21 protein-coding genes are annotated in these 25,840 nt (G+C 66.3%); 14 read left to right on the top strand and 7 right to left on the bottom strand.

Annotated features, from left to right (window positions below):
• Positions 1-28: 28 nt before the first annotated feature.
• From ACSFB7_RS09675 to ACSFB7_RS09650, 6 genes are read left to right on the top strand one after another with little or no spacing between them, the layout of a single operon-like run.
• The gene (locus ACSFB7_RS09675; protein WP_435469382.1) at positions 29-1,033 is read left to right on the top strand and encodes an ABC transporter permease subunit; all 1,005 of its coding nucleotides are present in this window, start codon (positions 29-31) and stop codon (positions 1,031-1,033) included.
• Between the two features lie 4 nt (positions 1,034-1,037).
• Complete coding sequence (locus tag ACSFB7_RS09670; protein WP_435469380.1) at positions 1,038-1,940, top strand: ABC transporter permease subunit; 903 nt, start codon at positions 1,038-1,040, stop codon at positions 1,938-1,940.
• Positions 1,941-1,957: 17 nt separating this feature from the next.
• Positions 1,958-2,983, top strand: a complete 1,026-nt coding sequence (locus ACSFB7_RS09665) for an ABC transporter ATP-binding protein (RefSeq protein WP_435469378.1) — start codon at positions 1,958-1,960, stop codon at positions 2,981-2,983.
• Positions 2,980-4,017, top strand: a complete 1,038-nt coding sequence (locus ACSFB7_RS09660) for a dipeptide ABC transporter ATP-binding protein (protein WP_435469377.1) — start codon at positions 2,980-2,982, stop codon at positions 4,015-4,017. Before ACSFB7_RS09665 ends, ACSFB7_RS09660 begins: the two co-directional genes overlap by 4 nt.
• A gap of 36 nt (positions 4,018-4,053) precedes the next feature.
• The gene (locus ACSFB7_RS09655; RefSeq protein WP_435469375.1) at positions 4,054-5,685 is read left to right on the top strand and encodes an ABC transporter substrate-binding protein; all 1,632 of its coding nucleotides are present in this window, start codon (positions 4,054-4,056) and stop codon (positions 5,683-5,685) included.
• 13 nt (positions 5,686-5,698) lie between these two features.
• Positions 5,699-6,481 carry a 5'-methylthioadenosine/adenosylhomocysteine nucleosidase gene (locus tag ACSFB7_RS09650; protein ID WP_435469373.1) on the top strand — a complete coding sequence of 261 codons (783 nt, stop codon included), beginning with the start codon at positions 5,699-5,701 and terminating at the stop codon, positions 6,479-6,481.
• Here ACSFB7_RS09650 and corA read toward each other — a convergent pair.
• Positions 6,474-7,460, bottom strand: coding sequence for a magnesium/cobalt transporter CorA (corA, locus tag ACSFB7_RS09645; RefSeq protein WP_435469371.1), 987 nt, complete (start codon positions 7,458-7,460; stop codon positions 6,474-6,476). The two genes, ACSFB7_RS09650 and corA, sit on opposite strands and share 8 nt — an antisense overlap.
• A 222-nt stretch (positions 7,461-7,682) precedes the next feature.
• Between corA and ACSFB7_RS09640 the strand changes: the two genes are divergently transcribed.
• From ACSFB7_RS09640 to hprK, 4 genes are all read left to right on the top strand, one after another.
• Complete coding sequence (locus tag ACSFB7_RS09640) at positions 7,683-9,800, top strand: ATP-dependent helicase (protein WP_435469967.1); 2,118 nt, start codon at positions 7,683-7,685, stop codon at positions 9,798-9,800.
• 322 nt (positions 9,801-10,122) lie between these two features.
• Positions 10,123-10,452 carry a ribosome hibernation-promoting factor, HPF/YfiA family gene (hpf, locus tag ACSFB7_RS09635; RefSeq protein WP_081270768.1) on the top strand — a complete coding sequence of 110 codons (330 nt, stop codon included), beginning with the start codon at positions 10,123-10,125 and terminating at the stop codon, positions 10,450-10,452.
• Between the two features lie 186 nt (positions 10,453-10,638).
• On the top strand, positions 10,639-11,106 hold the full coding sequence (locus ACSFB7_RS09630) for a PTS sugar transporter subunit IIA (protein WP_093127334.1): 468 nt from the start codon (positions 10,639-10,641) through the stop codon (positions 11,104-11,106).
• Positions 11,107-11,202: 96 nt separating this feature from the next.
• Complete coding sequence (hprK, locus tag ACSFB7_RS09625) at positions 11,203-12,165, top strand: HPr(Ser) kinase/phosphatase (protein WP_435469368.1); 963 nt, start codon at positions 11,203-11,205, stop codon at positions 12,163-12,165.
• A 29-nt stretch (positions 12,166-12,194) separates the two neighbouring features.
• Here the strand turns inward: hprK and fur are convergent, their stop codons facing one another.
• Positions 12,195-12,614 (bottom strand): ferric iron uptake transcriptional regulator, encoded by a 420-nt coding sequence (gene fur, locus ACSFB7_RS09620; RefSeq protein WP_056584276.1) that lies wholly within the window; start codon positions 12,612-12,614, stop codon positions 12,195-12,197.
• Between the two features lie 90 nt (positions 12,615-12,704).
• On the opposite strand from fur, the gene ACSFB7_RS09615 reads away from it, so the two are divergent.
• The 4 genes from ACSFB7_RS09615 to ACSFB7_RS09600 all read left to right on the top strand — a co-directional run bounded on the left by ACSFB7_RS09615 (position 12,705) and on the right by ACSFB7_RS09600 (position 15,413).
• Positions 12,705-13,268, top strand: coding sequence for an outer membrane protein assembly factor BamE (locus tag ACSFB7_RS09615; RefSeq protein ID WP_435469365.1), 564 nt, complete (start codon positions 12,705-12,707; stop codon positions 13,266-13,268).
• Positions 13,269-13,366: 98 nt separating this feature from the next.
• On the top strand, positions 13,367-14,215 hold the full coding sequence (dapB, locus tag ACSFB7_RS09610) for a 4-hydroxy-tetrahydrodipicolinate reductase (RefSeq protein WP_435469363.1): 849 nt from the start codon (positions 13,367-13,369) through the stop codon (positions 14,213-14,215).
• Between the two features lie 23 nt (positions 14,216-14,238).
• Positions 14,239-14,934: a MotA/TolQ/ExbB proton channel family protein gene (locus tag ACSFB7_RS09605; protein WP_435469361.1), complete on the top strand. Its 696-nt coding sequence runs from the start codon at positions 14,239-14,241 to the stop codon at positions 14,932-14,934.
• An 8-nt stretch (positions 14,935-14,942) separates the two neighbouring features.
• Positions 14,943-15,413 carry an ExbD/TolR family protein gene (locus tag ACSFB7_RS09600; protein ID WP_435469359.1) on the top strand — a complete coding sequence of 157 codons (471 nt, stop codon included), beginning with the start codon at positions 14,943-14,945 and terminating at the stop codon, positions 15,411-15,413.
• Positions 15,414-15,556: 143 nt separating this feature from the next.
• Here ACSFB7_RS09600 and ACSFB7_RS09595 read toward each other — a convergent pair whose 3' ends face one another.
• The 5 genes from ACSFB7_RS09595 to glgB all read right to left on the bottom strand — a co-directional run bounded on the left by ACSFB7_RS09595 (position 15,557) and on the right by glgB (position 25,836).
• Entirely contained in the window at positions 15,557-18,040 is a 2,484-nt protein-coding gene (locus ACSFB7_RS09595; protein ID WP_435469357.1) for a glycogen/starch/alpha-glucan phosphorylase, read from the bottom strand.
• Positions 18,041-18,429: 389 nt separating this feature from the next.
• Positions 18,430-19,899 carry a glycogen synthase GlgA gene (gene glgA / locus ACSFB7_RS09590; protein WP_435469355.1) on the bottom strand — a complete coding sequence of 490 codons (1,470 nt, stop codon included), beginning with the start codon at positions 19,897-19,899 and terminating at the stop codon, positions 18,430-18,432.
• A 21-nt stretch (positions 19,900-19,920) separates the two neighbouring features.
• On the bottom strand, positions 19,921-21,219 hold the full coding sequence (glgC, locus tag ACSFB7_RS09585; RefSeq protein WP_435469353.1) for a glucose-1-phosphate adenylyltransferase: 1,299 nt from the start codon (positions 21,217-21,219) through the stop codon (positions 19,921-19,923).
• A gap of 83 nt (positions 21,220-21,302) precedes the next feature.
• The gene (glgX, locus tag ACSFB7_RS09580; protein ID WP_435469351.1) at positions 21,303-23,402 is read right to left on the bottom strand and encodes a glycogen debranching protein GlgX; all 2,100 of its coding nucleotides are present in this window, start codon (positions 23,400-23,402) and stop codon (positions 21,303-21,305) included.
• A 259-nt stretch (positions 23,403-23,661) separates the two neighbouring features.
• Positions 23,662-25,836, bottom strand: a complete 2,175-nt coding sequence (gene glgB, locus ACSFB7_RS09575; RefSeq protein WP_435469349.1) for a 1,4-alpha-glucan branching protein GlgB — start codon at positions 25,834-25,836, stop codon at positions 23,662-23,664.
• Positions 25,837-25,840: the final 4 nt, after the last annotated feature.

Here is a 25,840-nt window from a genome sequence, read left to right as displayed (position 1 = left end):
GGCATCGATCTTGCATATTCGCGGGTCGATGTTTCGATTCATTCTTACCCGTGTGAGCCTGCTGGTGCCGACCTTCATCGGCATGACATTGCTCGCCTTCTTCCTCATCCGGCTCGTGCCGGGTGATCCCATAGAAACCATGGCCGGCGAGCGCGGGATCGATCCCGCGCGCCATGCCGAACTGCGCGCCGCCTACGGCTTCGACAAGCCCGTGCTCGTGCAGTACGGCATCTACATCGGCCGCGTGCTGCATGGCGACCTGGGCAAGTCGCTGATCACGCAGGACACGGTGATGAGCGAGTTCCTCGCGCTCTTCCCGGCCACGGTCGAACTCGCGGTCTGCGCCATTCTTTTCGCGCTGCTGCTCGGCCTGCCGGCCGGCATCCTCGCGGCGGTGCGGCGCAATTCCATCTTCGATCACGGTGTCATGGCCACGTCGCTGACCGGCTACTCGATGCCGATCTTCTGGTGGGGCCTGTTGCTGATCCTGTTCTTCTCGGTGCAGCTCGGATGGACGCCGGTGTCGGGGCGCATCGCGGTGCAGTACTTCATCGAGCCCGACACCGGCTTCCTGCTGATCGACTCGCTGCGCGCGGGCGACATCGATGCCTTCTGGTCGGCGCTGCATCACCTGATTCTTCCGGCCATCGTGCTGGGCACCGTGCCGCTTGCCGTGATCGCGCGCATGACGCGCTCGGCCATGCTCGAAGTGCTCGGCGAAGACTACATCCGCACCGCGCGCGCCAAGGGCCTCTCGCGCTTTCGCGTGGTGGGGCTGCATGCGCTGCGCAATGCGCTGATCCCGGTCGTCACCGTCATCGGGCTGCAGGTGGGCGTGCTGTTCACCGGCGCGATCCTCACCGAAACCATCTTCTCCTGGCCCGGCGTCGGCAAGTGGCTCATCGAGGCCATCGGCCGTCGCGACTATCCGGTGCTGCAGGGCGGCATGCTGCTGCTCGGCGCCATCGTGATGATCGTCAACCTGCTCGTCGACGTGATGTACGGCGTCATCAACCCCCGCATCCGGCGCTGAACACATGGCGAGCACACACACCATTTTCACCAGCGCAAGTCCCGCGCCTCCCGGCCCCTGGCGCGAGTTCTGGACGGCCTTCTCGGCCAACCGTGGCGCGGTCATCGGGCTCGTCATCATTGCCCTGTTGCTGCTGGTCGCGTTGTTCGCGCCGTGGATCGCGCCGCATGCGCCGAACGAAACCAACAGCGCGGTCTTCCTGCTGCCGCCGGCGTGGCAGCAGGGCGGCAACATCAGCTACCTGCTGGGCACCGACGCGATCGGGCGCGACATTCTTTCGCGCCTCATGTACGGCGCACGGCTCTCGCTGTCGATCGGTGTCGCGGTGGTGGTGCTGTCGGTGATCGTGGGCGTGGTGCTCGGGCTCATCGCAGGCTTTTTCCGCGGCATGCTCGAGATCGCGATCATGCGGCTCATGGACATCGTGCTCACGCTGCCGAGCCTGCTGCTCGCCATCGTGATCGTCGCGATCCTCGGGCCGGGGCTGATCAACGCGATGCTCGCGGTGGCGATCGTGGTGCTGCCGCACTATGTGCGCATCACGCGCGCGGCCGTCATCGCCGAGGTCTCGCGCGACTACGTGACCGCCGCGCGCGTCAGCGGCGCCGGCACGCTGCGCCTGATGTTCCGCGAGGTGCTGCCCAACTGCGCCGCACCGCTGATCGTGCAGGCCTCGCTCGGTATCTCCACCGCCATCCTCGATGCGGCCGCCCTCGGCTTTCTCGGCCTCGGTGCGCAGCCACCGTCGCCCGAGTGGGGAACCATGCTGGCCGATGCGCGCGAGTTCGTGCTGCGCGCATGGTGGGTCGTCACCTTCCCGGGCCTCGCGATCCTCGCGGCGGTGCTGGCGTTCAACCTGCTGGGCGACGGTCTGCGCGATGCGCTCGACCCCAAGCTCAAGCGCTGAAGCAAAGGAAAGAACAGATGCCTTTGCTTGAAATAAAAGACCTGCACGTCGAGTTCCCCACACAGGGCGGCGTGCTGCATGCGGTCGATGGCGTGAGCCTCAGGCTCGAAGAGGGCGAGGTGCTCGGCATCGTCGGCGAATCGGGCTCGGGCAAGAGCGTCACGATGATGGCGCTGATGGGCCTCGTCGGCTACCCCGGCCGCGTGCGCGCGGACCACATGCGCTTCGCGGGCAAGGAGCTGCTCGGTGTCTCCGACAAGGTGCGCCGCTCGCTGGTCGGCAAGGAGGTCGCGATGATCTTCCAGGAGCCGACCACCAGCCTCAACCCCTGCTTCACCATCGGCTTCCAGTTGATGGAAACGCTGCGGCTGCACCTGAAGCTCGACAAGCGCGATGCGAAGCGGCGGGCGACCGAGCTGCTCGAACAGGTCGGCATTCCGGCCGCGTCTTCGCGCCTGGGCAGCTATCCGCACCAGCTCTCGGGCGGCATGAACCAGCGCGTGATGATCGCCATGGCCATTGCCTGCAACCCGCGCCTGCTGATCGCCGACGAGCCCACCACCGCGCTCGACGTCACCATCCAGGCGCAGATCCTCGACCTGCTGCGCGACCTGCAGAAAGAGCGCGGCATGGCGCTGGTGCTCATCACGCACAACATGGGCGTGGTCAGCGAAATGGCGCAGCGCATTGCCGTGATGTACGCGGGGCAGCTGATGGAGCAGCAGCGCGTCGACCGCCTCTTCGCATCGCCGCAGCATCCCTATACCGAGGCGCTGCTCGCGGCGCTGCCCGAACGTGCCGCGCCCGAAGGGCGGCTCGCCACCATCAGCGGCATGGTGCCGGGCGTGCACGACCGGCCCGCCGGTTGTTTGTTCGCGCCGCGCTGCGCCTACGTCACCGAGCGCGCCTGCCATGTGCGGCCGGCGCTGCGCGAATGGCAGGAGGCCGAGGTGCGTTGCCACTTCCCGCTCGGCGAGCCTGGGCGCATGGCGGCCATCGAGAAAGACCGGCCGCGGCCATCGGTGGCAGAGGCCGTGCAATGAGCGCAGTAGTGACGAACGACGTCGTGGTGGAGGCGAGCAACCTCCAGCGCACTTATGAAATCCGGCGTGGGCTGTTCCGCGCGCCTTCGCAACTGCGCGCCGTGGGTGACATCTCTTTTCGCATCGAGCGCGGCCGCACGCTGGCCGTGGTGGGCGAGTCGGGTTGCGGCAAGTCGACGCTGGCGCGCATGGTCGCGCTGATCGAAAAGCCCACGGCCGGGCAGCTCACGCTGGTCGGCGCCGATGCGGTGAACCAGGCGACAGCGCAAAAGCGCGAACTGCGCCAGGCCGTGCAACTGGTGTTCCAGAACCCCTATGGCTCGCTCAATCCGCGCAAGAAAATCTCGGCGGTGCTCGAAGACCCGCTCGCGATCAACACCACGCTGGGCAAGCCGGAGCGTGCCGCGAAGGCGCGCGAGATGCTCGCGCGCGTGGGCCTGCGGCCCGAGTACGCCAACCGCTATCCGCACATGTTCTCGGGCGGCCAGCGCCAGCGCATCGCGATCGCGCGCGCGCTCATGCTGTCGCCGCGCCTGCTGGTGGCCGACGAGCCGGTGTCGGCGCTCGACGTGTCGATCCAGGCGCAGGTGCTGAACCTGCTGGCCGACCTGCAGGCCGAGCTGGGCCTCGCGTACCTCTTCATCTCGCACGACCTCGGCGTGGTGCGCCACATCGCGCACGACGTGTTGGTGATGTACTTGGGCCATGCGGTGGAGCAGGGCCCCAAGTCGCGCATCTTCGCGCGGCCGCTGCATCCCTACACGCAGGCGCTGCTGGCATCGACGCCCGGGCTCAGCAGCCAGCGCATCGTGCTCAAGGGTGAGCTGCCGTCGCCGCTGAATCCGCCCTCGGGCTGTGTCTTCAGCACGCGCTGCCCGCACGTGGCACCGCGTTGCCGCGAAGAGCGCCCGCTGCCGCGCATGCTCGACGAGCGGCTGGTGGCCTGCCACTTCTCGGAACAGTTCCTCGACGGCGCGGCCCCGGTGCGCGCCGATGTCCCTTCGCCTGCCATCTCGATGGCGACGAATCCCTAGCAACCTGCTTTTTCAACCGTGTCCCAAGGAGTCCCCATGAAGACCCAGCCCACCGCTACGCGCCGCTCACGAAAGCTGGCGCTTCTGGCACCGACAGCGCTTGCGGCCCTTACCCTGGCCTGTGGCGTCGTGTCTGCCAAGACGCTGGTGTATTGCGCAGAAGGCAGCCCGGAGAATTTCTATCCGGGCATGAACACCACCGGCACCTCGTTCGACGTGACCACGCAGGTCTACAACACCATCGTCGAGTTCGAGCGCGGTGGCACCAAGGTCGTGCCGGGCCTGGCCGAAAAATGGGACATCTCGCCCGATGGCACGGTCTACACCTTCCACCTGCGCAAGGGCGTGAAGTGGCACACCACCAGCAAGAGCTTCAAGCCCACGCGCGACTTCAACGCCGACGACTTCATCTTCATGATCGACCGGCAGTGGAAGGAGAGCGACCCCTTCTTCAAGGTCACGAGCCAGAACCACTCGTACTTCAACGACATGGGCATGCCCAAGCTGCTGAAGTCGGTGGACCGCATCGATGACTACACCGTCAAGATCACGCTGAACCAGGCCGAGGCGCCGTTCCTTGCGAACCTGGCCATGCAGTACGCGGGCATCCAGTCGAAGGAATACGCCATCGCCATGCTCAAGGCCGGCACGCCTGAGAAGGTCGACCAGGACCCGATCGGCACCGGCCCCTTCTACCTCGTGCAATACCAGAAGGACGCGATCATCCGCTTCAAGGCCTTCCCGCAGTATTGGGCTGGCAAGGCCAAGATCGACGACCTCGTGTTCGCGATCACGCCCGATGCGTCGGTGCGCTGGGCCAAGCTGCAAAAGGGCGAATGCCATGTCATGCCCTACCCGAACCCGGCCGACCTCGATGCGATCCGCAAGGACCCGAACGTGCAGGTGCTGGAGCAGCCCGGCCTGAACGTCGGCTACCTCTCGTACAACACGACGAAGAAGCCCTTCGACGACGTGCGCGTGCGCAAGGCCATCAACATGGCGATCAACAAGAAGGCCATCATCGATGGCGTGTACCTCACGACCGGCGTTGCGGCGAAGAACCCGATCCCGCCGACCATGTGGTCCTACAACGACGCGATCAAGGACGATCCGTACGACCCCGAAGCCGCCAAGAAGCTGCTGGCGCAGGCCGGCTTCCCCGACGGCTTCACGACCGACCTGTGGGCCATGCCGGTGCAGCGTCCGTACAACCCGAACGCCAAGCGCATCGCCGAGCTGATGCAGGCCGACCTGGCCAAGATCAACGTCAAGGCCGAGATCAAGAGCTTCGAATGGGGCGAGTACCGCAAGCGCCTGCAAGCCGGCGAGCACCAGATGGGCATGCTGGGTTGGACCGGCGACAACGGCGATCCGGACAACTTCCTCTACACGCTGCTGGGCTGCGCCTCGGCGAAGTCGGCGAGCGGCAGCAACATCTCGAAGTTCTGCTACCAGCCGTATGAAGACCTCGTGGTGAAGGCCAAGAGCACGGTGAAGCAGGCCGACCGCGACGCGCTCTACAAGAAGGCGCAAGTCATCTTCAAGGAGCAGGCGCCTTGGTTCACCATCGCGCATGCGGTGCAATTGAAGCCCGTGCGCAAGGAAGTGATCGACTTCAAGCTGAGCCCGTTCGGCCGCCACACCTTCTACGGCGTGGACATGAAGTGATGGACGTGGCCGCATGAGTGGCGTCGCACCGGTCGCCATCGTGGCGGCCATGCACGAGGAACTGAGCGCGCTGCTTGCGCAGATGCCTGACGAGCAGCGTGTTCGAGTGGCGGGGCGCGACTTCTGGGTGGGCCATCTGCAGGGCCAACCTGTGGTCGCCGTGCTGTCCCGCATCGGCAAGGTCGCGGCGGCGGTCACGGCCACGGTGCTGCTGGAGCGCTTCGGCGTGCGCGCGATCGTGTTCACCGGCGTGGCGGGTGGACTGGCGCCGGGCGTGAACGTCGGCGACGTGGTCGTTGCCACCGAACTGCTGCAGCACGACATGGACGCCTCGCCGCTGTTCCCCAGGCACGAGGTGCCGCTGATGGGCATGGCGCGCTTTCCGGCCGACGCGGCCATCGGCAACGCGCTGTCGGCCGTGGCGGCCGATGTGCTGCGCGACCCGGTGGCCTTGGTCGGCCAGCAAGCCGTCGACGAATTCGATCTTCAGCAGCCCAAAGTGCACCGTGGCCTGCTGGTGAGCGGTGACCGCTTCGTATCGACCACGGCGGAGAGCGCGGCCTTGCAGCGCGATCTGCCCGATGCGCTCGCCGTCGAGATGGAGGGCGCGGCAATGGCACAGGTGTGCCACGACTACGGCGTGCCCTTCGCCGCGATGCGCACGATCTCGGACCGCGCCGACGATGCCGCGCATGGCGACTTCGCGCGCTTCGTGGTGGAGGTGGCGAGCCGCTACAGCCTCGCCCTGGTCGGCGCGTGGCTGGCCACGCTGCCCGCCATAAAAGCGGCTACTTGAGCCAGCCGCGCCGGCGGAAATACCACATCGGCCCCAGCGCGCTCGCCGCCATCAGCACGAGGGCGTATGGATAGCCCATGGACCAGTCCAGCTCGGGCATGAACTTGAAGTTCATGCCGTAGATGCTGGCGATCAGCGTGGGCGGCAGCAGCGCCACGCTGGCCACCGAGAAGATCTTGATGGTCTTGTTCTGGTTGATGTTGATGAAACCGACGGTCGCATCCATCAGGAAGTTGATCTTGTCGAACAGGAAGGCCGTGTGGTTGTCCAGCGATTCGATGTCGCGCAGGATCTGCCGCGCCTCTTCGAACTGCTCGGCGTTGAGCATCTTGCTGCGCATCATGAAGCTGACCGCGCGGCGCGTGTCCATCACATTGCGGCGGATGCGGCCGTTCAAGTCTTCCTGCCGCGCGATGAGGCCGAGCACCTCGCCGGCCAGCTCGTCGGTGACGTTGCCCGAGAGCACTTTCTTGCCGGCCACTTCGAGTTCGTCGTAGATGTTCTCCAGCGTGTCGGCCGAGTATTCGGCGTCCGCGTCGAACAGCTTGAGCATCACTTCCTTGGCGTCTTCGATCAGCCCCGGCGCGCGGCGTGCGCGCATGCGCAGCAGGCGGAACACGGGCACGTCTTCGTCGTGGATCGAGAACAGCACGCCGCGGCTGCGCAGGTCGGTGTTGTGCTGGTTGAGAATGAAGGCGACGCGCACCGTGCGCGGGTTCTCGTCGTCGTCGATCAGGAAGTCGGAGCGAATGTGCAGCTCGCCGTTGTCTTCTTCGTAGAAGCGGGCCGACTCCTCGATGTCCTCGTCCATCGCGTCTTCGGGAATGGACAGGCCGTAGTACTGCTTGATCCAGCGCTTTTCTTCGAGCGTGGGCGATTCGAGGTCGACCCAGATCGGCTGGAACTTGGAGAGCTCTTCGAGTGCCTCGATCTCTTCCTGAACGAGGCGGCCGTTGGCGAGCGTAAAGATATTGAGCATGGGCTCACTCCCGGGGATGACTGAACGATGGGCGAGGGAGGGGCGCTTTCAATTCCCGGGCCCGACGTGAGCGATCAGGCCGTGTGAAAGGGAGTTGAAAGCTGCCGAGACGGGGCGGTTTCCATAGGGGAGAGTCTCCAGTTGCAGCGAGGCGCGATTATGTCACTGGCCATCAGGCAGCAGGGTGATGGGACTGGACGGGCATACAGTAAAGTCGTGTCCATGCAGACCGCTGCGCCCCCTGTTTTTTCCGTTGCCGCGACGAGCCAGTCCGAACGTCTTGCCGCGGCGTTGGCAACGCTCAACGAAGCGCAGCGCGCGGCGGTCGAGCATGGCGTGGGCGCAGCCGTCGGCGGCGACCATCGCCCGCTGCTCGTGATTGCCGGCGCTGGTTCCGGCAAGACCAGCACGCTGGCGCACCGGGTGGCGCACCTGATCGCGGGTGGCGTCGATCCGCAACGCCTGTTGCTGCTGACCTTCTCGCGCCGTGCCGCGCAGGAAATGGGGCGCCGTGCGGGACAGGTGCTGGCGCGCGTGCTCGGCCTGCAGTCGGCGGTGCCGCCTGCGCTGCCATGGGCCGGCACCTTCCACGGCATCGGCGCGCGGCTGCTGCGCGAGTACGCACCGCAGATCGGGCTGGACGAGAACTTCACCATCCACGACCGGGGCGACGCCGAAGACCTGATGGGACTGGTGCGGCACGAGCTGGGCCTGTCTGCCACCGTCAATCGCTTCCCGCGCAAGGGCACCTGCCTGTCGATCTACTCGCGCTGCGTCAACACGCGCGCGCCGCTGGCCCAGGTGCTGAAGGAATCCTTTCCCTGGTGCGACGAATGGGAGGCCGAACTCAAGAAGCTGTTCGGTGGCTACGTGGAGGCCAAGCAGCAGCAGAACGTGCTCGACTACGACGACCTGCTGCTCTACTGGGCCGAGATGGTCGCCGAGCCCGCGCTGGCCGCGCAAATCGGCGCGCGCTTCGACCATGTGCTGGTCGACGAGTACCAGGACACCAACCTGCTGCAGGCCTCGATCCTGCTGGCGCTCAAGCCTGACGGGCGCGGCGTGACGGTGGTGGGCGACGACGCGCAGTCGATCTATTCGTTTCGCGGCGCGACGGTGCGCAACATCCTCGACTTTCCCTCGCAGTTCACGCAGGCGGCGCGCGTGGTCACGCTGGAGCGCAACTACCGCTCGACCCAGCCGATCCTCGATGTGTCGAACCGCGTGATCGCGCATGCGGCCGAGCGGCACGCCAAGACGCTCTGGACCGACAGGCCCTCGGCCGGCAAGCCGCTGCTGGTGCTCGTGGCCGACGATGCCGGGCAGGCGCGCTGGGTGGCCGACAAGGTGCTGGCGCATCGCGAGGGCGGGCTGGCGCTCAAGTCGCAGGCGGTGCTGTTTCGCACCTCGTCGCACAGCGCGGGGCTCGAACTCGAACTGGCGCGGCGCAACATCCCGTTCGTGAAGTACGGCGGCCTCAAGTTCCTGGAGGCCTCGCATGTGAAAGACCTGCTTGCGGTGCTGCGCTTTGCCCAGAACCCGCGCGGGCGCATGGCGGGCTTTCGCGTGACGCAGTTGATACCGGGCATCGGGCCAGTCACCGGCACGCGGCTGCTCGATGCGATGGACCAGGCGGCCGACCCCGTGGCCGCCGTGCGCGATTTCGTGCCGCCGTCTGCAGCACGCGCACAGTGGGACGACTTTGCCAAGGCTTATGCCGCGCTGCGAGCGCCTTCACTGGCATGGCCGGCCGATGTGGAACTGGCGATGGACTGGTACCAGCCGCATCTGGAGCGGCTGTACGAAGACACCTCCGGCGTGCGCCGTGCCGACGTCGAGCAGCTTGCGCGGCTTGCCGCGGGCTATGGCTCGCGCGAGAGCTTTCTCACCGAACTCACGCTCGATCCGCCCGAAGCCACCAGCGACCGCCCCGGGCCGCCGCTGCTCGATGAAGACTTCCTGATCCTCTCGACCATCCATTCGGCCAAGGGGCAGGAATGGAATTCGGTGCATGTGCTCAATGTGGTCGACGGCTGCATGCCGGCCGACGTGGCGCAGGGCGCGCACGAACTGGAGGAAGAGCGCCGGCTGCTCTATGTGGCGATGACGCGGGCGCGCGACCACCTGCACCTGCTGGTGCCGCAGCGCTTCCACATTCCGCAGCAGGCGGCGCGCGGCGACCGGCACCTGTATGCGAACCGCACGCGCTTCATTCCGGACGCCGACCTTGCCGGCTTCGAGCAGCAGACCTGGCCGCCTGCACCGGTGCTGCCCCCGGCGGTGCCGCCGCCGGCCGCCGTGATCGACCTGCGCAACCGCATGCGCGCCGCCTGGCGCTGAGCGAGCCGGCCCTTCGGGCGGCATGGTCACCGACGCGCGCCGGCGCAAACACTTGCTTTCAAAGCGCCGAAGCGGTTGCCCTGCTGACGTTGTCCGCTATGGATTGAATAGCGGATCATGCGGCGTTTTGCGCGCCCAGCACCCCCGGGCAACTCGGGTATTGCAATACCGTGACAGCTTGGGCATAGTGAATTGACCGACCCCTCTTTCCTCTTCTTTCCCCCTCTCTTCTTCTCCCTCTCCCCCGACTCACTGTTTCGCCGGCCACGCTTCATTCCGAAGCGCGGTCATTTCCCCAACCGTCAATTCCAGGAGGTCATTCATGAATTTGACGATCAGCGGTCATCACCTCGACGTCACCCCTGCCTTGCGCACCTACGTCACGAGCAAGCTGGACCGGATCACACGGCACTTCGACCAGGTGGTCGATGTGAAGGTGATCCTCACGGTGGAAAAGCAGAAGGAAAAGGAACGCCGCCAAAGGGCGGAATGCAACATCCACGTCAAGGGCAATGACATGTTCGCGGAGTCGAGCCACGCTGATCTCTACGCTGCGGTCGATGAACTGGTCGACAAGCTCGACCGCCAGGTCGTGCGCCACAAGGACCGCCTGCAAGACCACCATCACGCGGCACCCAAGCGCCTGATGTAGGAGCCTTCGGGGCTCACGCCACAAGCCGCCTTCGGGCGGCTTTTTGTTTTCCGACTGTTGTGCTGGGGCTTTGCAAGCCCCTTCGAGGCGTACGAGGCCTCTGGGCAACATGTAGACAAAAAGTAGGTAGAGGGACTGGGGGTTTTTACCAAGCGGGTGCATAATCGCGCCCGCTCTGCACCCACCATGAATCGCCTCGCGTCCATCCTGCCGCCCGCTCAAGTGCTCGTGAGCGTTGACGCCACCAGCAAAAAACGTGCTTTTGAAGAAGCCGGCCTGCTGTTCGAAAGCCTTCACGGCCTGGGCCGTGCCCTCATCACCGACAGCCTGTTTGCGCGCGAGCGCCTCGGCTCCACCGGTCTGGGCCACGGTGTCGCCATTCCGCATGGCCGCATCAAGGGCCTGAAGGCACCAATGGCCGCCGTGTTCCAGCTGGCCAATCCGATCGGCTTCGACGCCCCGGACGAACAGCCCGTGGCACTGCTGATCTTCCTGCTGGTGCCCGAAGCGGCCACGCAGAAGCACCTCGAAATCCTCTCTGAAATCGCCGAGCTGCTGAGCGATGCCAGCCTGCGCGAGCAGATCAAGTCCAGCACCGACGCGGCCGCCTTGCACGGCCTCATCGCCGGCTGGCAATCCACCCAAGTCGCCTGAGCGCATGCGTCGGCACTCGCAGCTGCTGCTAAGCTGCGTTGCTGCCTTCGTCCATCACAAGAAAATGCCGGCGCGTGAGTGCCGTCTCCTGAACGCATGAAGCCGACCGTCATCAGCGCCGATGCCATGTTCGAGGAGTTCCGTGGGTCGCTCCGCTGGGAATGGCTCGCAGGGCTCGGTGCCTCGGAGCGCCAGTTCGACCCCGAAGTCATCAGCCGCGCGCAGTCGGCTGCCGACCTGGTCGGTTACCTCAATTACATCCACCCGTACCGCGTGCAGATCCTGGGCGCGCGCGAAGTGGCCTACCTGACGCGCGGCAGCCCGGAAGACTGCGCCCGCCGCATCGCCCGCATCGTCACGCTGGAGCCGCCGATGCTGGTGCTGGCCGACGGCCAGGCCGCGCCCGACGAGCTGCTGTCGATCTGCGAGCGCGCGCAACTGCCGCTGTTTGCCACGCGCGAGTCGTCGGCCTTCGTGATCGACCTGCTGCGCGCCTACCTGTCCAAGCACTTCGCCGAGCGCACCTCGATGCACGGCGTGTTCATGGACATCCTGGGCATGGGCGTGATGATCACGGGCGAGTCGGGCCTGGGCAAGAGCGAGCTGGGCCTGGAGCTGATCTCGCGCGGCAACGGCCTCGTGGCCGACGACGCGGTCGATCTTTACCGCATCAACCAGAACACGATCGAAGGGCGCTGCCCCGATCTGCTGCTGAACCTGCTGGAAGTGCGCGGCATCGGCCTGCTGGACATCCGCGCGATCTTCGGTGAGACGGCGGTGCGCCGGAAGATGCGCCTGAAGCTCATCGTGCACCTCGTGCGGCGCGACAGCTTCGAGCGCGACTACGAGCGCATGCCTTCAGCGCCGCTCACGCAGGACGTGCTGGGCATCCCCGTGCGCAAGGTCATCATCCAGGTGGTGGCGGGGCGCAATATCGCCGTGCTGGTCGAGGCGGCCGTGCGCAACTCGATCTTGCAGTTGCGCGGCATCGACACCTATGCGGACTTCGTGGCGCGCCACCACAAGGCCATGGAAAACGGGCGCGACGGCGGCGACTGACGCCGTCCGTCTTTTCTGCCTGTGGTGGCTCAGCGCTTCTTGACGCAGTCGCCGCAAAGGCCGTAGAGCGACATGGCGTGGTCCTGCAGGATCCAGCCCTTGTCCTTGGCAATCATCTGCTGGCGGCGCTCGATCTCGGCGTCGTAGAACTCCTCCACCTTGCCGCACGAGGTGCAGATCAGGTGGTCGTGGTGCGTGCCTTCATTCAGCTCGTAGACCGCCTTGCCGCTTTCGAAGTGGCTGCGCTCCAGGATGCCGGCTTGCTCGAATTGCGTGAGCACGCGGTAAACGGTGGCAAGGCCGATGTCGGAATGTTCGTTGAGCAGCACGCGAAACACGTCTTCGGCCGTCATGTGCCGCTGGCTGCCGGTCTGGAAGATTTCGAGAATCTTCAGGCGTGGCAATGTGGCCTTCAGGCCGGTATTCTTGAGTTCGTCGATATTGGCCATGTTGGTTCCTGCGCCCTGGGCTGCGGCAAAGGCCCTGAAAAAGGCCAGCCGCTACAATGGCCGATCATATCGCTACCCCCTTTTCCTCCCATGCCTGCCATTCTCCAACGCCGTCCCTGGCTGCTGGTTGCTGCCGTCACCGCGACGCTCTTCCTGGGTGCCTGCAGCAGTTTCAGCGATCGCACGCGTGGCGCGCTTTCGGCCATCACCCCTTACAAAGTTGAAGTGGTGCAGGGCAATTTCGTGTCGAAGGAACAGGTCGCGGCGCTCAAGCCCGGCATGTCCCGCCAGCAGGTGCGTGAAGTTCTCGGCACCTCGCTGCTGAGCGACGTGTTCCACGCCAACCGCTGGGACTACGTCTTCACCATCCGCCGCCAGGGCGTCGAGCCGCAAGAACGCCACCTGACCGTGTTCTTCAACGGCGAACTGATGGACCGCTTCGAGGGCGACGAAATGCCCAGCGAAGAAGACTTCGTCGCCACGCTCGACACCCGCAAGAAAACCGGCAAGGTGCCGCCGCTTGAAGCGTCCGAAGACGATCTGAAGAAATACGCACCGGCCAAGGACGACAAGAGCAACAAGGCCGATGCCGCCGCTTCCGCCAGCCTGCCGCCGTTGCCCGCAGCCTACCCCCCGCTCGAAGCCACGCGCTGAGCGCACCAGCAGCGGGCGGCGCCCGCCGAGTCAGGCGGCGTCCGTCCCGTGTCCATGAATGCCAGTGGCCTCATGGCCATTCTGAAGACTGAACCCGCGTGACTGAATCCATTTCTTCTTCCTCTTCTTCTCCTTCCGTCCCCGCATCGCGCCGCGTCGCGATCGCCGGGGCTTCGGGCCGCATGGGCCACATGCTGATCGAGGCCGTGCGCAATGCGCCGGACTGCCGCCTCGCCGGCGCGCTCGACATCGCCGGCAACCCGGCCCTGGGCACCGATGCCGGCGCCTTCCTGGGTTTCGACAGCGGCGTGCCCATCGTCTCCGATCTGCGCACCGGCCTGAAAGACGCGCAGGTGCTCATCGACTTCACCCGCCCCGAAGGCACGCTCGCGCACCTCGCGGTCTGCCGCGAACTGGGTGTGCAGGCCGTGATCGGCACCACCGGCTTCAGCGATGCGCAAAAAGCCGAGATCGCCGAGATCGCCAAAGACATCGCCATCATGATGGCGCCCAACATGAGCGTGGGCGTCAACGTCACCCTCAAGCTGCTCGAGATGGCGGCCAAGGCGATGGCCACCGGCTACGACATCGAGATCATCGAGGCGCACCACCGTTTCAAGGTCGATGCGCCTTCGGGCACCGCGCTCAAGATGGGCGAAGTGATCGCCGACGCATTGGGCCGCGACCTGAAGGAATGCGCCGTCTACGCCCGCGAAGGCATCACGGGCGAGCGCGACCCCTCGACCATCGGCTTCTCGGCCATCCGCGGCGGCGACATCGTGGGCGACCACACCGTGCTGTTCGCCGGCATCGGCGAGCGCATCGAGATCACCCACAAGTCGTCGAGCCGCGTCACCTACGCGCAGGGCGCCCTGCGCGCCGTGCATTTCCTGGGCGGCCAGAAAGCGGGCCTGTTCGACATGTTCGACGTGCTCGGCCTGCGCTGATCCGCCGATAAAAAGGACCGCCGATGAGCGTGCTGGAACTGCTGACGCATGGTGACGGCGTCAGCCGCGCGGTGGCGGCGCTGCTGCTGGCGATGTCGATCGCGAGCTGGGTCGTGATCCTCTGGAAGGCCTGGCTGCTGCGCGGCGGCACGCGCGACGTGCTGCGCAGCATTGCCGCGTTCTGGCAGTCGTCCACGCTGGCCGATGCCGAGCAGAAGCTCAAGGCCTTCGACCGCGCGATGCTCGTCTCGCCCACCGTGTCCGCCATCAAGAGCGCGGCCACCGTTTCGACAGGCGGCACGCTGGGCGCCACGGGCGATCGCAACCAGCAACTCACCCGTGTTCTGCGCGACGCCTTGCACGGTGCGCTGCGGCGCCTGCAGGCGGGGCAGATCCTTCTTGCCACGGTCGGCGCCACCGCGCCTTTCGTCGGCCTGCTCGGCACGGTCTGGGGCATCTATGGCGCGCTGTCGGGCATCGCGGGGCAGACCGGCGGCTTCACCATCGACAAGGTGGCCGGGCCGGTCGGCGAGGCGCTGGTCATGACGGCCTTCGGCCTGGCGGTCGCCATTCCGGCCGTGCTGGCCTACAACGTGTTCGGCCGTGTCATCGGCCGCATCGAAGCCGAACTCGAAGGCTTCGCGCATGACCTGCTCGGCAGCTTCGGCGAAGCTCCGAAGCCCGCCGCACCGCCACCCGCGCGGCCGATGCCGGTCTGAGCCCGACCATGGCCTTCGGTCGCACTTCCCTGGGCAGCAGCGCTGGCGGCGGCGGGCGTGCGATGGGCGCGGGCGCGCAGCGGCCGCTGTCCGACATCAACGTCACGCCGCTGGTCGACGTGATGCTGGTGCTGCTGGTGATTTTCATCATCACCGCGCCGCTGATGGCCAGCTCGATCAAGCTCGATTTGCCGCAGACCGATGCGGGGCAGCCGAATGACGCGCCGAAGTTCGTGAGCCTTTCCGTCGATGCTTCGGGCAAGGTCTTCCTCAACGACCAGGCCGTGACGGATGAGGAACTGGCGACGCGGCTTGAGAAGGCCGCCGCCGACAGCAAGGACACCGAGGTGCAATTGCGCGCCGACCAGACCGTGCCCTACGGCAAGGTGGTCACGCTGATGGGGATCGCGAACAAGGCCGGCCTGAGCCGTATCGGGTTCGTGACAGAGGCCGAAGCGGCGCAGCAAAAGCCGCGCTGACACTGTCTTGTCTTGCTCCTTCCCCCGCTGGGGGAAGGTTGGGATGGGGGCGGGCAGAGCGCCCCTGGTGAGCGCTGCTTGCCCCCACCCCGGCCCTCCCCCGGGAGGGGAGGGAGAAATGCCGAAGACTCAACGCCGAAGACTCAGGCGAGCACAACCGGCTTGGTGTGCCAGATCTCATGCGCGTACTGCGCAATCGTGCGGTCCGAAGAAAACGCCCCCATCCCCGCCACGTTCAGCACAGCCATCCGCGTCCAGGCATCCGAGTCGCGGTACAGCGCATCCACCTCGGCCTGCTTCGCGACATAGCTCGCGTAATCCGCCAGCAGCAGATAGTGATCGCCCCAGTTCACCAGCGCGTCGTAGATGCCCTGGTAGCGCGCGGGTTCGCCCGCCGAGAACGCGCCGTCGCGGATCGTATCGAGCACGCGCTTGAGTTCCGCGTTCTCTTCGTAGATGTCGCGCGGCTGGTAGCCCCGCGCGCGAATGTCCGCTACCTCCGGCGTCGTGTTGCCGAAGATGAAGATGTTCTCCGGCCCGACGTTCTCGCGCATCTCCACATTGGCGCCGTCCAGCGTGCCGATGGTGAGCGCGCCATTCAGCGCGAACTTCATGTTGCCGGTGCCCGAGGCCTCCGTGCCCGCGGTGGAAATCTGCTCCGACAGGTCGGCCGCCGGCATGATGACTTCGGCCAGGCTCACGCTGTAGTTCGGCAGGAACACCACCTTCAGCAGCTTGCCCACGCGCGCGTCGGCGTTGATGGTGCTCGCCACGTCGTTGATGAGCCGGATCACCAGCTTGGCCATGGCGTAGGCCGAAGCGGCCTTGCCCGCGAACACCACCACGCGCGGCACGATGTCGATCGGCGTGCCGGCAGCCTGCGCATCGAGGATGCGGTGATACCGCGCCACCACATGCAGCACGTTGAGCAGTTGCCGCTTGTATTCGTGGATGCGCTTGACCTGCACGTCGAACATCGCATCCGTGTCGATGTCGATCTTCAGGTGCTGCTCGACCCAGTTGGCCAGCCGCAATTTGTTCTCGCGCTTGGCATGGCGAAACGCGCGCACAAAGGCTGGCTGCGCCGCCATCGGCCTGAGCGCTTCGAGCTGCGACAGGTCGCGCCGCCAGCCCTTGCCGATGCGCTGGTCGAGCAGCGCGGCCAGTGGCGGGTTGGCCTGCGCCAGCCAGCGGCGCGGCGTCACGCCGTTGGTCTTGTTGTTGAAGCGCTCGGGAAAGATCTTGTCGAAGTCGACAAAGATCGACTGCTTCATCAGCTCCGAATGCAGCCCCGACACGCCGTTGATCGAATGGCTCGCCAGCACCGCCACATAGGCCATGCGCACGCGCCGCTCGCCCGCTTCATCGACCAGCGACAGCCGGCGCATCAGCTCGACGTCGTTGCCGACCTTCTGCGTCACCGTGGCCAGAAACTTCGCGTTCATGTCGTAGATGATCTGCAGGTGCCGCGGCAATATGCGGCCCAGCATCTCGACCGGCCAGGTCTCCAGCGCCTCGTGCATCAGCGTGTGGTTGGTGTAGCTGAACACCTTCTGTGTGTGCGCCCACGCGGTGTCCCAATCGAGGCCGTGCTCGTCGAGCAGCAGGCGCATGAGTTCGGGCACAGCGAGCACCGGGTGCGTGTCGTTCAGGTGAATGCTGACTTTTTCCGAGAGCTGGTCGAAGGTCTTGTGGTTGCGCAGGTAGCGGCGCAGCAGGTCCTGCACGCTCGCGCTGCAGAAAAAATACTCCTGGTGCAGCCGCAACTCGCGACCTGATGGCGTCGAGTCGTCGGGGTAAAGCACGCGCGAGACGTTCTCCGACTGGTTCTTGCTTTCCACCGCGCCCATGTAGTTGCCGCGGTTGAAGGCCGACAGGTCGATTTCTTCGGTGGCGCGCGCCGACCACAGCCGCAGCGTGTTGGTGGCCTGCGTGCCGTAGCCCGGGATGATGGTGTCGTAGGCCACGGCCAGCACGTCGTGCGTGTCGACCCAGTCGGCCGCGCCGTACGGCGCATTGATGCCTTCGCGCTTTTGCACATGACCGCCGAAGCGCACGCGGTAGTTGACCTCGGGCCGCTGGAATTCCCACGGGTTGCCGCGCGTGAGCCAGTAGTCGGGTGTTTCGACCTGCTGGCCATCGACGATGCGCTGGCGGAACATGCCGTATTCGTAGCGGATGCCGTAGCCCATGCCGGGCACGCCGAGCGTGGCCATCGAGTCGAGAAAACACGCAGCGAGCCGGCCCAGGCCACCATTGCCCAGCGCCGCGTCGGGCTCGCGCTCGGCCAGTGCCGACATGTCGACACCGAAGTCGGCCAGCGCCTCGCGCACGGTGTCGAACAGGTCCACGGCCAGCAGCGCATTGGTGAAGGTGCGCCCGATCAGGAACTCCATCGAGAGGTAGTAGACGCGCTTCAGGTCCTGCGCGTAGTTGGCGCGCGTGGTCATCATCCAGCGCTCGACCAGCTGGTCGCGCACGGCCTGCGAGGTGGCGTTGAGCCAGTCGTCCTGGCTGGCCGCGACCGGGTCCTTGCCGACCGCGTAGATCAGCTTGTTGGCCACCGCGCGCTTGAAGGCCGCGACGTCGCGGTCGGGATGGTCGTAGGCGAAGTCTTTGATCGTCATGGTTTTGGCGCTCCCGGGGTGAGTGGTGTTTGCTGGCTGCTTGTGTTTCCGGCGTTGCTGTTGTTCAAGGCGGGTTCGGATTCGGGTTCATTCAGGGCGAGTGCGAATGACACCAGGAGCTCCCCTCCGCGAATGTCCCCCGCTTCGCTCCTCCTTTATTTCGCTGCGGGGAGCACCTGGCGTCATTCGCACGGGGCACGCTGCTGGTGTACCGCTGATCAACCTCCGCTCTGTCCAACGCTCGCGCCGATACGGGGCTCTTTTTCGCGAAATAAAGGAGGAGCGAAGCGGGGGACATTCGCGAAAAAGAGCACCGTGTCGGCGTGGGCGTCGCCCTGAACAGCCGCAGCACCCAAACCACACAACGCGACGAACAGAAGAGCAAACAGTCATCCCAGCGCCTGCTGATAAACATCGATGTACTGCGCCGCCGCAGTACCCCAGTCGGCCGGCCGTCGCATGGCATTGCCCCGCACACGGCGCCAGTCAGGTGCGCGGTCGTAGAGCGCGAAGGCGCGGCGCAAGGCGCGTGCGTAGTCCGCATCGTCGAAATGGTCGAACACGAAGCCGGTGGCCTCGCCACTGGCCATGTCTTCCAGCGTGCTGTCGACCACCGTGTCCGCCAGCCCACCGACGCGGCGCACCAGCGGCAGGCTGCCGTACTTCAGGCCGTACATCTGCGTGAGGCCGCAGGGCTCGAAGAGCGACGGCACCAGCGTCACGTCGCCGGCGCCGAAGAGCTGATGCGCCAGCGCCTCGTTGTAGCCGATGGTGACGCTGACCGATTGCGGCGCAGCCGCCGCACGCTGACGGAATGCTTCCTCCAGCCACGCTTCACCGCTGCCCAGCAGCGCCAACTGGCCACCTTGCGACAACAGCGCATCGATGCCGCCAAGCACCAGATGCAAACCCTTCTGCTCGGTGAGCCGGCTCACGACGATGAACAGCGGCGCATCCGGCCGCTCGGCCAGACCGAGCTGATGCTGCAGCACTGACTTGCAACGCGCCTTGCCCGCCATGTGGCGCCCCTCGGGCGTGTGATAGCCCTGCACCAGCGCAGCGTCGGTGGACGGGTTCCAGACCTGGTCGTCGACCGCGTTGAGGATGCCGCTGAGCACGCCGCTGCGCTGGCGCAGCAGGCCGTCGAGCCCGAAGCCCTGCTCGGGCGTCTGGATCTCCAGCGCGTAGGTCGGGCTCACCGTGGTCAGCCGGTCGGCGAAGTAGAGCCCGCCCTTCATGAACGACACCTGCCCGTGGTATTCGAGCCCGTTCATGTGGAAGGCGGAGGCGGGCAGGCCCAGCTCGGCAAAGTGCCAGGGCGCGAACACGCCCTGGTAGGCCAGGTTGTGCACGGTGAAAACACTGCCCACGCGCGGCCCGCCCGACTGCCGTGCGAAGGCAAGGTACGCGGGGGCCAGTGCGGCGTGCCAATCGTGGGCGTGCACCACCTCGGGCTGCCAGTCGGGGTCGAGGCCCTGCGCGAGCTGTGCCGCCGCCCAGCCGAGCAAAGCGAAACGACGGTGGTTGTCGTTGTAGGGCTGGCGCGCCGTGTCCTCGTAGGGGTTGCCGGGCCGGTCGTAGAGCGCCGGCGCGTCGATCACATAGGCCGGGATCGGCGGCGCGCCGTCGATCGCGATGTGCCCCGCACGCAGTCCGAAGCGTTCGCCCCACGGCGCCGTGAATTCGGCCAGCGGGACCAGATCGCGCACGCCGGCCACGATGGCGGGAAAGCCCGGCAGCAGCACCCGTGCGTCCTGCCCTTGCGCCATGAGCGCGATGGGCAGGGCGCCGGCGATGTCCGCCAGGCCGCCGGTCTTGAGCAGGGGAAAGATTTCGGCGCTGACCTGGAGGATTCGCATCGTTCGTGGATCGTCGCGGCCTCAGGCGGCCAATCGTTTCAACATTTCGCGCGTGACCAGCACCACGCCGTTCTCGGTGCGCTCGAAGCGCGCGGCATCGGCCTCGGCATCTTCGCCGATCACCATCTCATCCGGTATGACACAGGCGCGGTCGATCACCACGCGGTTGAGCCGGGCGCCACGGCCGACTTCCACGTCGGGCAGCAGCACGGCCTCGTTGATCTCGCAGAAGGAATGGATGCGCACGCCCGAGAACAGCACCGAGCTGCTGACCTTCGAGCCCGAGACGATGCAGCCGCCCGAGACGATGGTGTTGACCGTCATGCCGTGCTTGCCCTCGCGGTCGAGCACGAACTTGGCCGGTGGCAGTTGCCGCTGGTAGGTCCAGATGGGCCAGTCGGTGTCATAGATGTCGAGCTCCGGGGTGATCGAGGCCAGGTCGAGGTTGGCTGCCCAGAATGCATCAATCGTGCCCACGTCCCGCCAGTAGGCCTTCGCGCCCGGCCCGCGAGAGGCCCGCGTGACGCACGACATGGTGAAGGGATGGGCCAGCGCGCGCCCCTGCGCCACGGCGCGCGGAATGATGTCCTTGCCGAAGTCGTGGCTCGAATCGGGGTTGACGCTGTCTTCCTCCAGCAGCTGGTAGAGGTATTCGGAGTCGAACACGTAGATGCCCATGCTCGCCAGCGCCAGGTCGGGGTGGCCGGGCATGGCGGGTGGGTCGGCCGGCTTTTCGAGGAAGGCCGTGATCTGCCGGCCATCGTCCACCGCCATCACGCCGAAGGCCGTGGCTTCCATGCGCGGCACCTCGATGCAGCCGACCGTGCAGCCCAGGCCGCGCTCGGCATGGTCCTTCACCATGATCGAGTAGTCCATCTTGTAGATGTGGTCGCCGGCCAGCACCACCACGTAGTCGTGCTTGGTGGAGCGGGTCTGGATGATGTCCAGGTTCTGGAACACCGCGTCGGCCGTGCCGCGGTACCAGTGCTCGTCGCCCACGCGCTGCTGCGCGGGCAGCACGTCGACCATTTCGTTCAGCTCGGCCCGCAGGAAGCTCCAGCCGCGCTGCAGGTGGCGCATGAGCGAATGCGACTTGTACTGCGTGACCACCGCCATGCGCCGGATGCCGGAGTTCAGGCAGTTCGACAGCGCGAAATCGATGATGCGGAACTTGCCACCGAAGTACACGGCCGGCTTGGCGCGCCGGTCGGTCAGCTGCTTGAGGCGGGAGCCCCTGCCACCGGCCAGCACCAGGGCGATGGTGCGTCGGACCAGTTGATGAGCCTGCAGGGGTTCCTGCGTGGTGATCTGCTTGTCCATCCTGTGTCTCCGTTCGTTCGTTCGTTGGAATCCGTCGTCAGAGTTTCTGCATCGAGACTAGCACCGCGCCGTGCGGCTGGCTCCTACGTTCTTGCAATCAAGAGGCTCGAAAAGGGGACTTGTGCCGTGCCGTCGAGCGCCTGTGGCGCGCCACCCGCATCGAGCCCGGGGTCGGTGGCAAGGCAGCCATGCCACGCACCCGCCGGCAGGTTGAAGGACACGGTTTCCGCGCCCGCATTCAGCATCACCAGCCATGCGCCCTGATTGCCGTTGTTGTTGTCCTCGTTCGTTGCAGCATCTGCGAACAGGATTGCAAGGGCCGTGCCCAGGTGCCAGTCGTCCGGCGTCATCGGCTCGCCATCGGGGCGAAGCCAGCGGATGCCGGGCGATGTTCCCGGCAGTGGCTCGGCAGGCCACCAATGCGTGCTGCGCAAGGCGGGCGCTTCACGGCGCAGGGCCGCGAGCCGGGCCACGAAAGCGCTCATCTGCGCCGCGTCACCGGCCGGGTCGGACGCGCCGACCCATGCCAGCCAGGTGGTCTCGTTGTCCTGGCAATAGGCGTTGTTGTTGCCCTGCTGGCTGTGACCCAGCTCGTCGCCGGCCAGCAGCATCGGCGTGCCCTGCGAGAGCATCAGCGTCGCGAGCAGCGCGCGCCGCAAGCGAAGGCGCAAAGCCAGTACCGCAGGATCGTCGCTCGCGCCCTCGACGCCGCAGTTGTTGCTCAGGTTGTGGGCATGCCCGTCGCGGTTGTTCTCGCCGTTGGCGAGGTTGTGGCGCTCTTCAAAACTCACGAGATCCCGCAAGGTGAAGCCGTCGTGCGCGGTGATGAAGTTGACGCTGGCGGTCGGCGCGCGGCCGTGGTGCGCGAACTGCGCGCTCGAAGCCGTGAAGCGGTGCGCGAAGTCGCCAAGGCCCACCGCGTCGCCGTGCGCCTGCCGCAGCCAGAAGCCGCGCTGCGCGTCGCGGTAGCGGTCGTTCCATTCGAGCCAGCCCGGCGGAAATTCACCGAGGCGATAGCCACCGGGGCCGATGTCCCAAGGCTCCGCGATCAGCAGCGTGCGCGACAGCACAGGGTCTTGCGCAATCGCCGCGAAGAACGGCGCACGCGGATCGAAGCCCGTCGCCGCGTTGCGCCCCAGCACCGGCGCAAGGTCGAAGCGAAAGCCATCGACGCCCATCTCGCAGGCCCAGAAACGCAGGCTGTCCATCACGAGCTGCAGCACGCGGGGCTCGCCGAGGTTCAGGCAGTTGCCGGTGCCGGCCCAGTTCTCATAAAGCGCGCGGTCGTCTTCGCGCAGGTGGTAGTACAAGGCGTTGTCGATGCCGCGCATCGACAGCGTGGGGCCGACCTCGTCGCTCTCGGCGCTGTGGTTGTAGACCACGTCGATCACCAGTTCCATGCCGCGCGCGTGCACCGCATCGGCCATCGCGCGGAACTCGCTCGCCGGCGTGGTGCCGGGCCGGCCGCTCCAGTAGCGCGCTTCCGGCGCGAACCAACCGATGGTGTTGTAGCCCCAGTAGTTGCTCAGGCCCATGGCCAGCAGCCGCTGCTCGTCGGCGCGGTGCTGCACGGGCATGAGGCTCAACGTGGTGACGCCAAGGCGTTGCAGGTGATCGAGCACCGCTGGCTCCGCCAGACCGGCATAGGTGCCGCGCAGTGCGGCCGGCACGCCTGGATGCAACCGCGTCTGGCCGCGAACGTGCAGCTCGTAAAGCACGCGCTCGCCGGCAGCGATGCGCGCATGTCCCGGTGGTGTCGCAGTCGTGCCCGCCGCCACCACACGCCCTTTGAGCGCAACAGCCCCGTTGTCCCGCAAATCCTGCTGATCCGGTTGAGCGGAGTCATGCCCCAGAAACAGCGCGCTCCCGTCGTAGCGCCCCACGATCTCCCGCGCATACGGATCGAGCAGCAGCTTCGCAGGATTGAAGCGCTGTCCGCCATGCGGCGCCCACGGACCATGCACGCGATACCCGTAGACCAACCCTGCACGCCCGCTTGGCAGCAGCCCATGCCAGACCCCATCGGTGCACGCAGGCAGCCGCAGGCGTTGTTGTTCGTGCGCCCCCGTCCCATCGAAGAGGCAGAGTTCGACAGCCTCCGCACCAGGCGCAACCAGCGCAAAGTTGACGCCGCCCGAGGACAGCGATGCCCCCAGAGGAAAGGGCGTCCCAATGCTCAGCATGACCAGAACGCGGAGGAACAAGAAACCAGCGTGCCCACGGCGGCGGGTGCTGCATGTCCGGTCGGCCGTTGAGGCACCGCCGAGCAGCGCAGCGACAGGCGGATCAGGGCTCGCCCTTGTTTGAGCGAAGCGAGTTTGGGCGAGACCCCGCCTGTCGTGAGCAGCGCAGGGCAGCCCGAAGGGCCGGTGACGTCGGCCGTCCGGGCATGCAGCGCCCGTCGCCGCGCCCCCCTCGAACGTTCGGAACAAACGCGAGACATCAAACCAGCACCCACATCACAGTCCCCAACGGCGGCACGCTCACGGAAACCGAATCCGCCTTCCCATGCCAAGGCACGGCAGAGCTTTCAACAATCCCGTTGCCCACACCGCTCCCGCCATACACAGCACCATCCGTATTGATGATCTCGCGATAGCCCCCCGCCACAGGAACCCCCAGCCGATACGAATGCCGAGGCAAAGGCGTGAAGTTGCACACCGCGATCACGAACGACCCATCGCGCGCCCGCCGTACAAAGGCAAACACCGACTGGTCCGAATCGTCATGCACGATCCACTCGAACCCCGCGGCTTCGTTGTCCAGCTCGTGCAGCGCGGGAAAGTGCCGGTACACGTTGTTCAGGTCGCGCACCAGCCGCCGAACCCCTTGGTGCGGCGCATGCTCCAGCAGATGCCAGTCGAGCCCCCGGTCCGCATCCCACTCGGAAAACTGCGCGAACTCGCCGCCCATGAACAACAGCTTCTTCCCCGGATACGCCCAGAGATAGCCATACAGATTGCGCAGCCCCGCGAACTTCTGCCACTCGTCACCCGGCATGCGCCCGATCATCGAGCCCTTGCCGTGCACCACCTCGTCGTGCGACAGCGGCAGCACGAAGTTTTCGGTGTGCGCATACATCAGCCCGAACGTGATCTGCTGGTGATGGTGCTTGCGATACACCGGGTCCGTGCCCGCATACGCCAGCGTGTCGTTCATCCAGCCCATGTTCCACTTGTAGTGAAAGCCCAGCCCGCCGTCTTCCGGCGGCCGCGTCACACCCGGGAAACTCGTCGACTCTTCCGCCAGCGTCACCGCGCCCGGCCGCTCCACGCCCACCACGCGGTTCATGCGGCGCAGGAATTCGATCGCTTCCAGGTTCTCGCGCCCGCCGATCGAATTCGGTATCCACTCGCCCGCCTTGCGGCTGTAGTCGCGATACAGCATCGACGCCACCGCATCCACCCGCAGCCCGTCCACGCCATAGCGCTCCAGCCAGTACAGCGCATTGCCGACCAGGTAGTTGCGCACTTCCGTGCGCGCGTAGTTGAAGATCAGCGTCTGCCAGTCGTTGTGAAAGCCCTCGCGCGGATCGGCGTACTCATACAGCGCCGTGCCGTCGAAGCGGCCCAGGCCGTGCGCGTCCGTCGGAAAGTGCGCGGGCACCCAGTCGAGGATCACGCCCAGCCCCGCCGCATGCGCGGCTTCGACGAAATGGCGAAAGTCACCCGGCGTGCCGAAGCGCGAGGTCGGCGCATACAGCCCGATCGGCTGGTAGCCCCACGACCCGTCGAAGGGATGCTCGCTGACCGGTAGCAGCTCGATGTGCGTGAAACCCATGTCGCGCGCATACGGCACCAGCGTGTCGGCCAGCTCGCGGTAGTCCAGCCACTCGTGGCCGTTCTTGCGGCGCCACGAACCCAGGTGCACTTCATAGATGCTGATCGGCGCATGGCGCTCATTGGCCTGCGCGCGGGCCTCGGTCATGGCCACCGGTGCGGGCAGCGGTGCCACGACGCAAGCGGTATCCGGCCGCATTCGCGACGAGAAGGCAAAGGGGTCGGCCTTGCGCAGCACCTCGCCCTGCGCCGAAAGAATCTCGAACTCGTAGGCGTCGCCCGTGGCCACGTGCGGCGCGAAGATTTCCCACACGCCGCACTCGCGGCGCAGCCGCATCATGTGGCGCCGGCCGTCCCAGTTGTTGAAGTCGCCGACCACCGACACCCGCCGCGCATTCGGCGCCCAGACCGCGAAGGCCACGCCCTTGACGCCGTCGATCTCGCGCAGGTGCGCACCCAGCCTTTCCCAGGGTCGCAGGTGCGTGCCCTCGGCCAGCAGCCACACGTCGGTGTCGCCGAGCACGAACGGAAAACGGTACGGGTCCTGCAGCCGCGAGCTGTGCGTGCCCCAGTCGACCTGGAACGAATAGCCCAGCCGGGCCTCCGCCGCCGGCACCAGCGCGCTGAACACGTCGGAGTCTTCCAGCCGCGTGAGCATCGCCAGCGGCCAGCCGGTGCGCGAATGCATCACCGCCACGCTCTGCGCGCCGGGCATCAGGGCGCGCACCACCAGGCCTTCGCGCGTCTCGTGGGGGCCCAGCACGGCGAAGGGATCGCCATGCTCGGCGCGCATCAGCGCGCGGACTTCGGATTCGGGCAGCAGAAGCTTCTGGGGCATGGTG

Origin of the sequence: Variovorax raffinosi, assembly GCF_051216615.1 — a bacterium.
Classification (GTDB): Bacteria; Pseudomonadota; Gammaproteobacteria; order Burkholderiales; family Burkholderiaceae_C; genus Variovorax.
This window is presented reverse-complemented; position numbering and strand designations above follow the sequence as displayed.

Coding starts and splice junctions, on each gene's coding strand:
- ACSFB7_RS09630 (WP_093127334.1), top strand. CDS start 10,639: ATGAATCGCCTCGCGTCCATCCTGCCGCCCGCTCAAGTGCTCGTGAGC.
- glgC (WP_435469353.1), bottom strand. CDS start 21,219: ATGGACAAGCAGATCACCACGCAGGAACCCCTGCAGGCTCATCAACTG.
- hprK (WP_435469368.1), top strand. CDS start 11,203: ATGAAGCCGACCGTCATCAGCGCCGATGCCATGTTCGAGGAGTTCCGT.
- ACSFB7_RS09605 (WP_435469361.1), top strand. CDS start 14,239: ATGAGCGTGCTGGAACTGCTGACGCATGGTGACGGCGTCAGCCGCGCG.
- glgA (WP_435469355.1), bottom strand. CDS start 19,899: ATGCGAATCCTCCAGGTCAGCGCCGAAATCTTTCCCCTGCTCAAGACC.
- ACSFB7_RS09655 (WP_435469375.1), top strand. CDS start 4,054: ATGAAGACCCAGCCCACCGCTACGCGCCGCTCACGAAAGCTGGCGCTT.
- ACSFB7_RS09595 (WP_435469357.1), bottom strand. CDS start 18,040: ATGACGATCAAAGACTTCGCCTACGACCATCCCGACCGCGACGTCGCG.
- fur (WP_056584276.1), bottom strand. CDS start 12,614: ATGGCCAATATCGACGAACTCAAGAATACCGGCCTGAAGGCCACATTG.
- ACSFB7_RS09615 (WP_435469365.1), top strand. CDS start 12,705: ATGCCTGCCATTCTCCAACGCCGTCCCTGGCTGCTGGTTGCTGCCGTC.
- glgX (WP_435469351.1), bottom strand. CDS start 23,402: ATGCTGAGCATTGGGACGCCCTTTCCTCTGGGGGCATCGCTGTCCTCG.
- ACSFB7_RS09665 (WP_435469378.1), top strand. CDS start 1,958: ATGCCTTTGCTTGAAATAAAAGACCTGCACGTCGAGTTCCCCACACAG.
- ACSFB7_RS09675 (WP_435469382.1), top strand. CDS start 29: ATGTTTCGATTCATTCTTACCCGTGTGAGCCTGCTGGTGCCGACCTTC.
- ACSFB7_RS09640 (WP_435469967.1), top strand. CDS start 7,683: ATGCAGACCGCTGCGCCCCCTGTTTTTTCCGTTGCCGCGACGAGCCAG.
- ACSFB7_RS09670 (WP_435469380.1), top strand. CDS start 1,038: ATGGCGAGCACACACACCATTTTCACCAGCGCAAGTCCCGCGCCTCCC.
- ACSFB7_RS09600 (WP_435469359.1), top strand. CDS start 14,943: ATGGCCTTCGGTCGCACTTCCCTGGGCAGCAGCGCTGGCGGCGGCGGG.
- ACSFB7_RS09660 (WP_435469377.1), top strand. CDS start 2,980: ATGAGCGCAGTAGTGACGAACGACGTCGTGGTGGAGGCGAGCAACCTC.
- hpf (WP_081270768.1), top strand. CDS start 10,123: ATGAATTTGACGATCAGCGGTCATCACCTCGACGTCACCCCTGCCTTG.
- corA (WP_435469371.1), bottom strand. CDS start 7,460: ATGCTCAATATCTTTACGCTCGCCAACGGCCGCCTCGTTCAGGAAGAG.
- glgB (WP_435469349.1), bottom strand. CDS start 25,836: ATGCCCCAGAAGCTTCTGCTGCCCGAATCCGAAGTCCGCGCGCTGATG.
- ACSFB7_RS09650 (WP_435469373.1), top strand. CDS start 5,699: ATGAGTGGCGTCGCACCGGTCGCCATCGTGGCGGCCATGCACGAGGAA.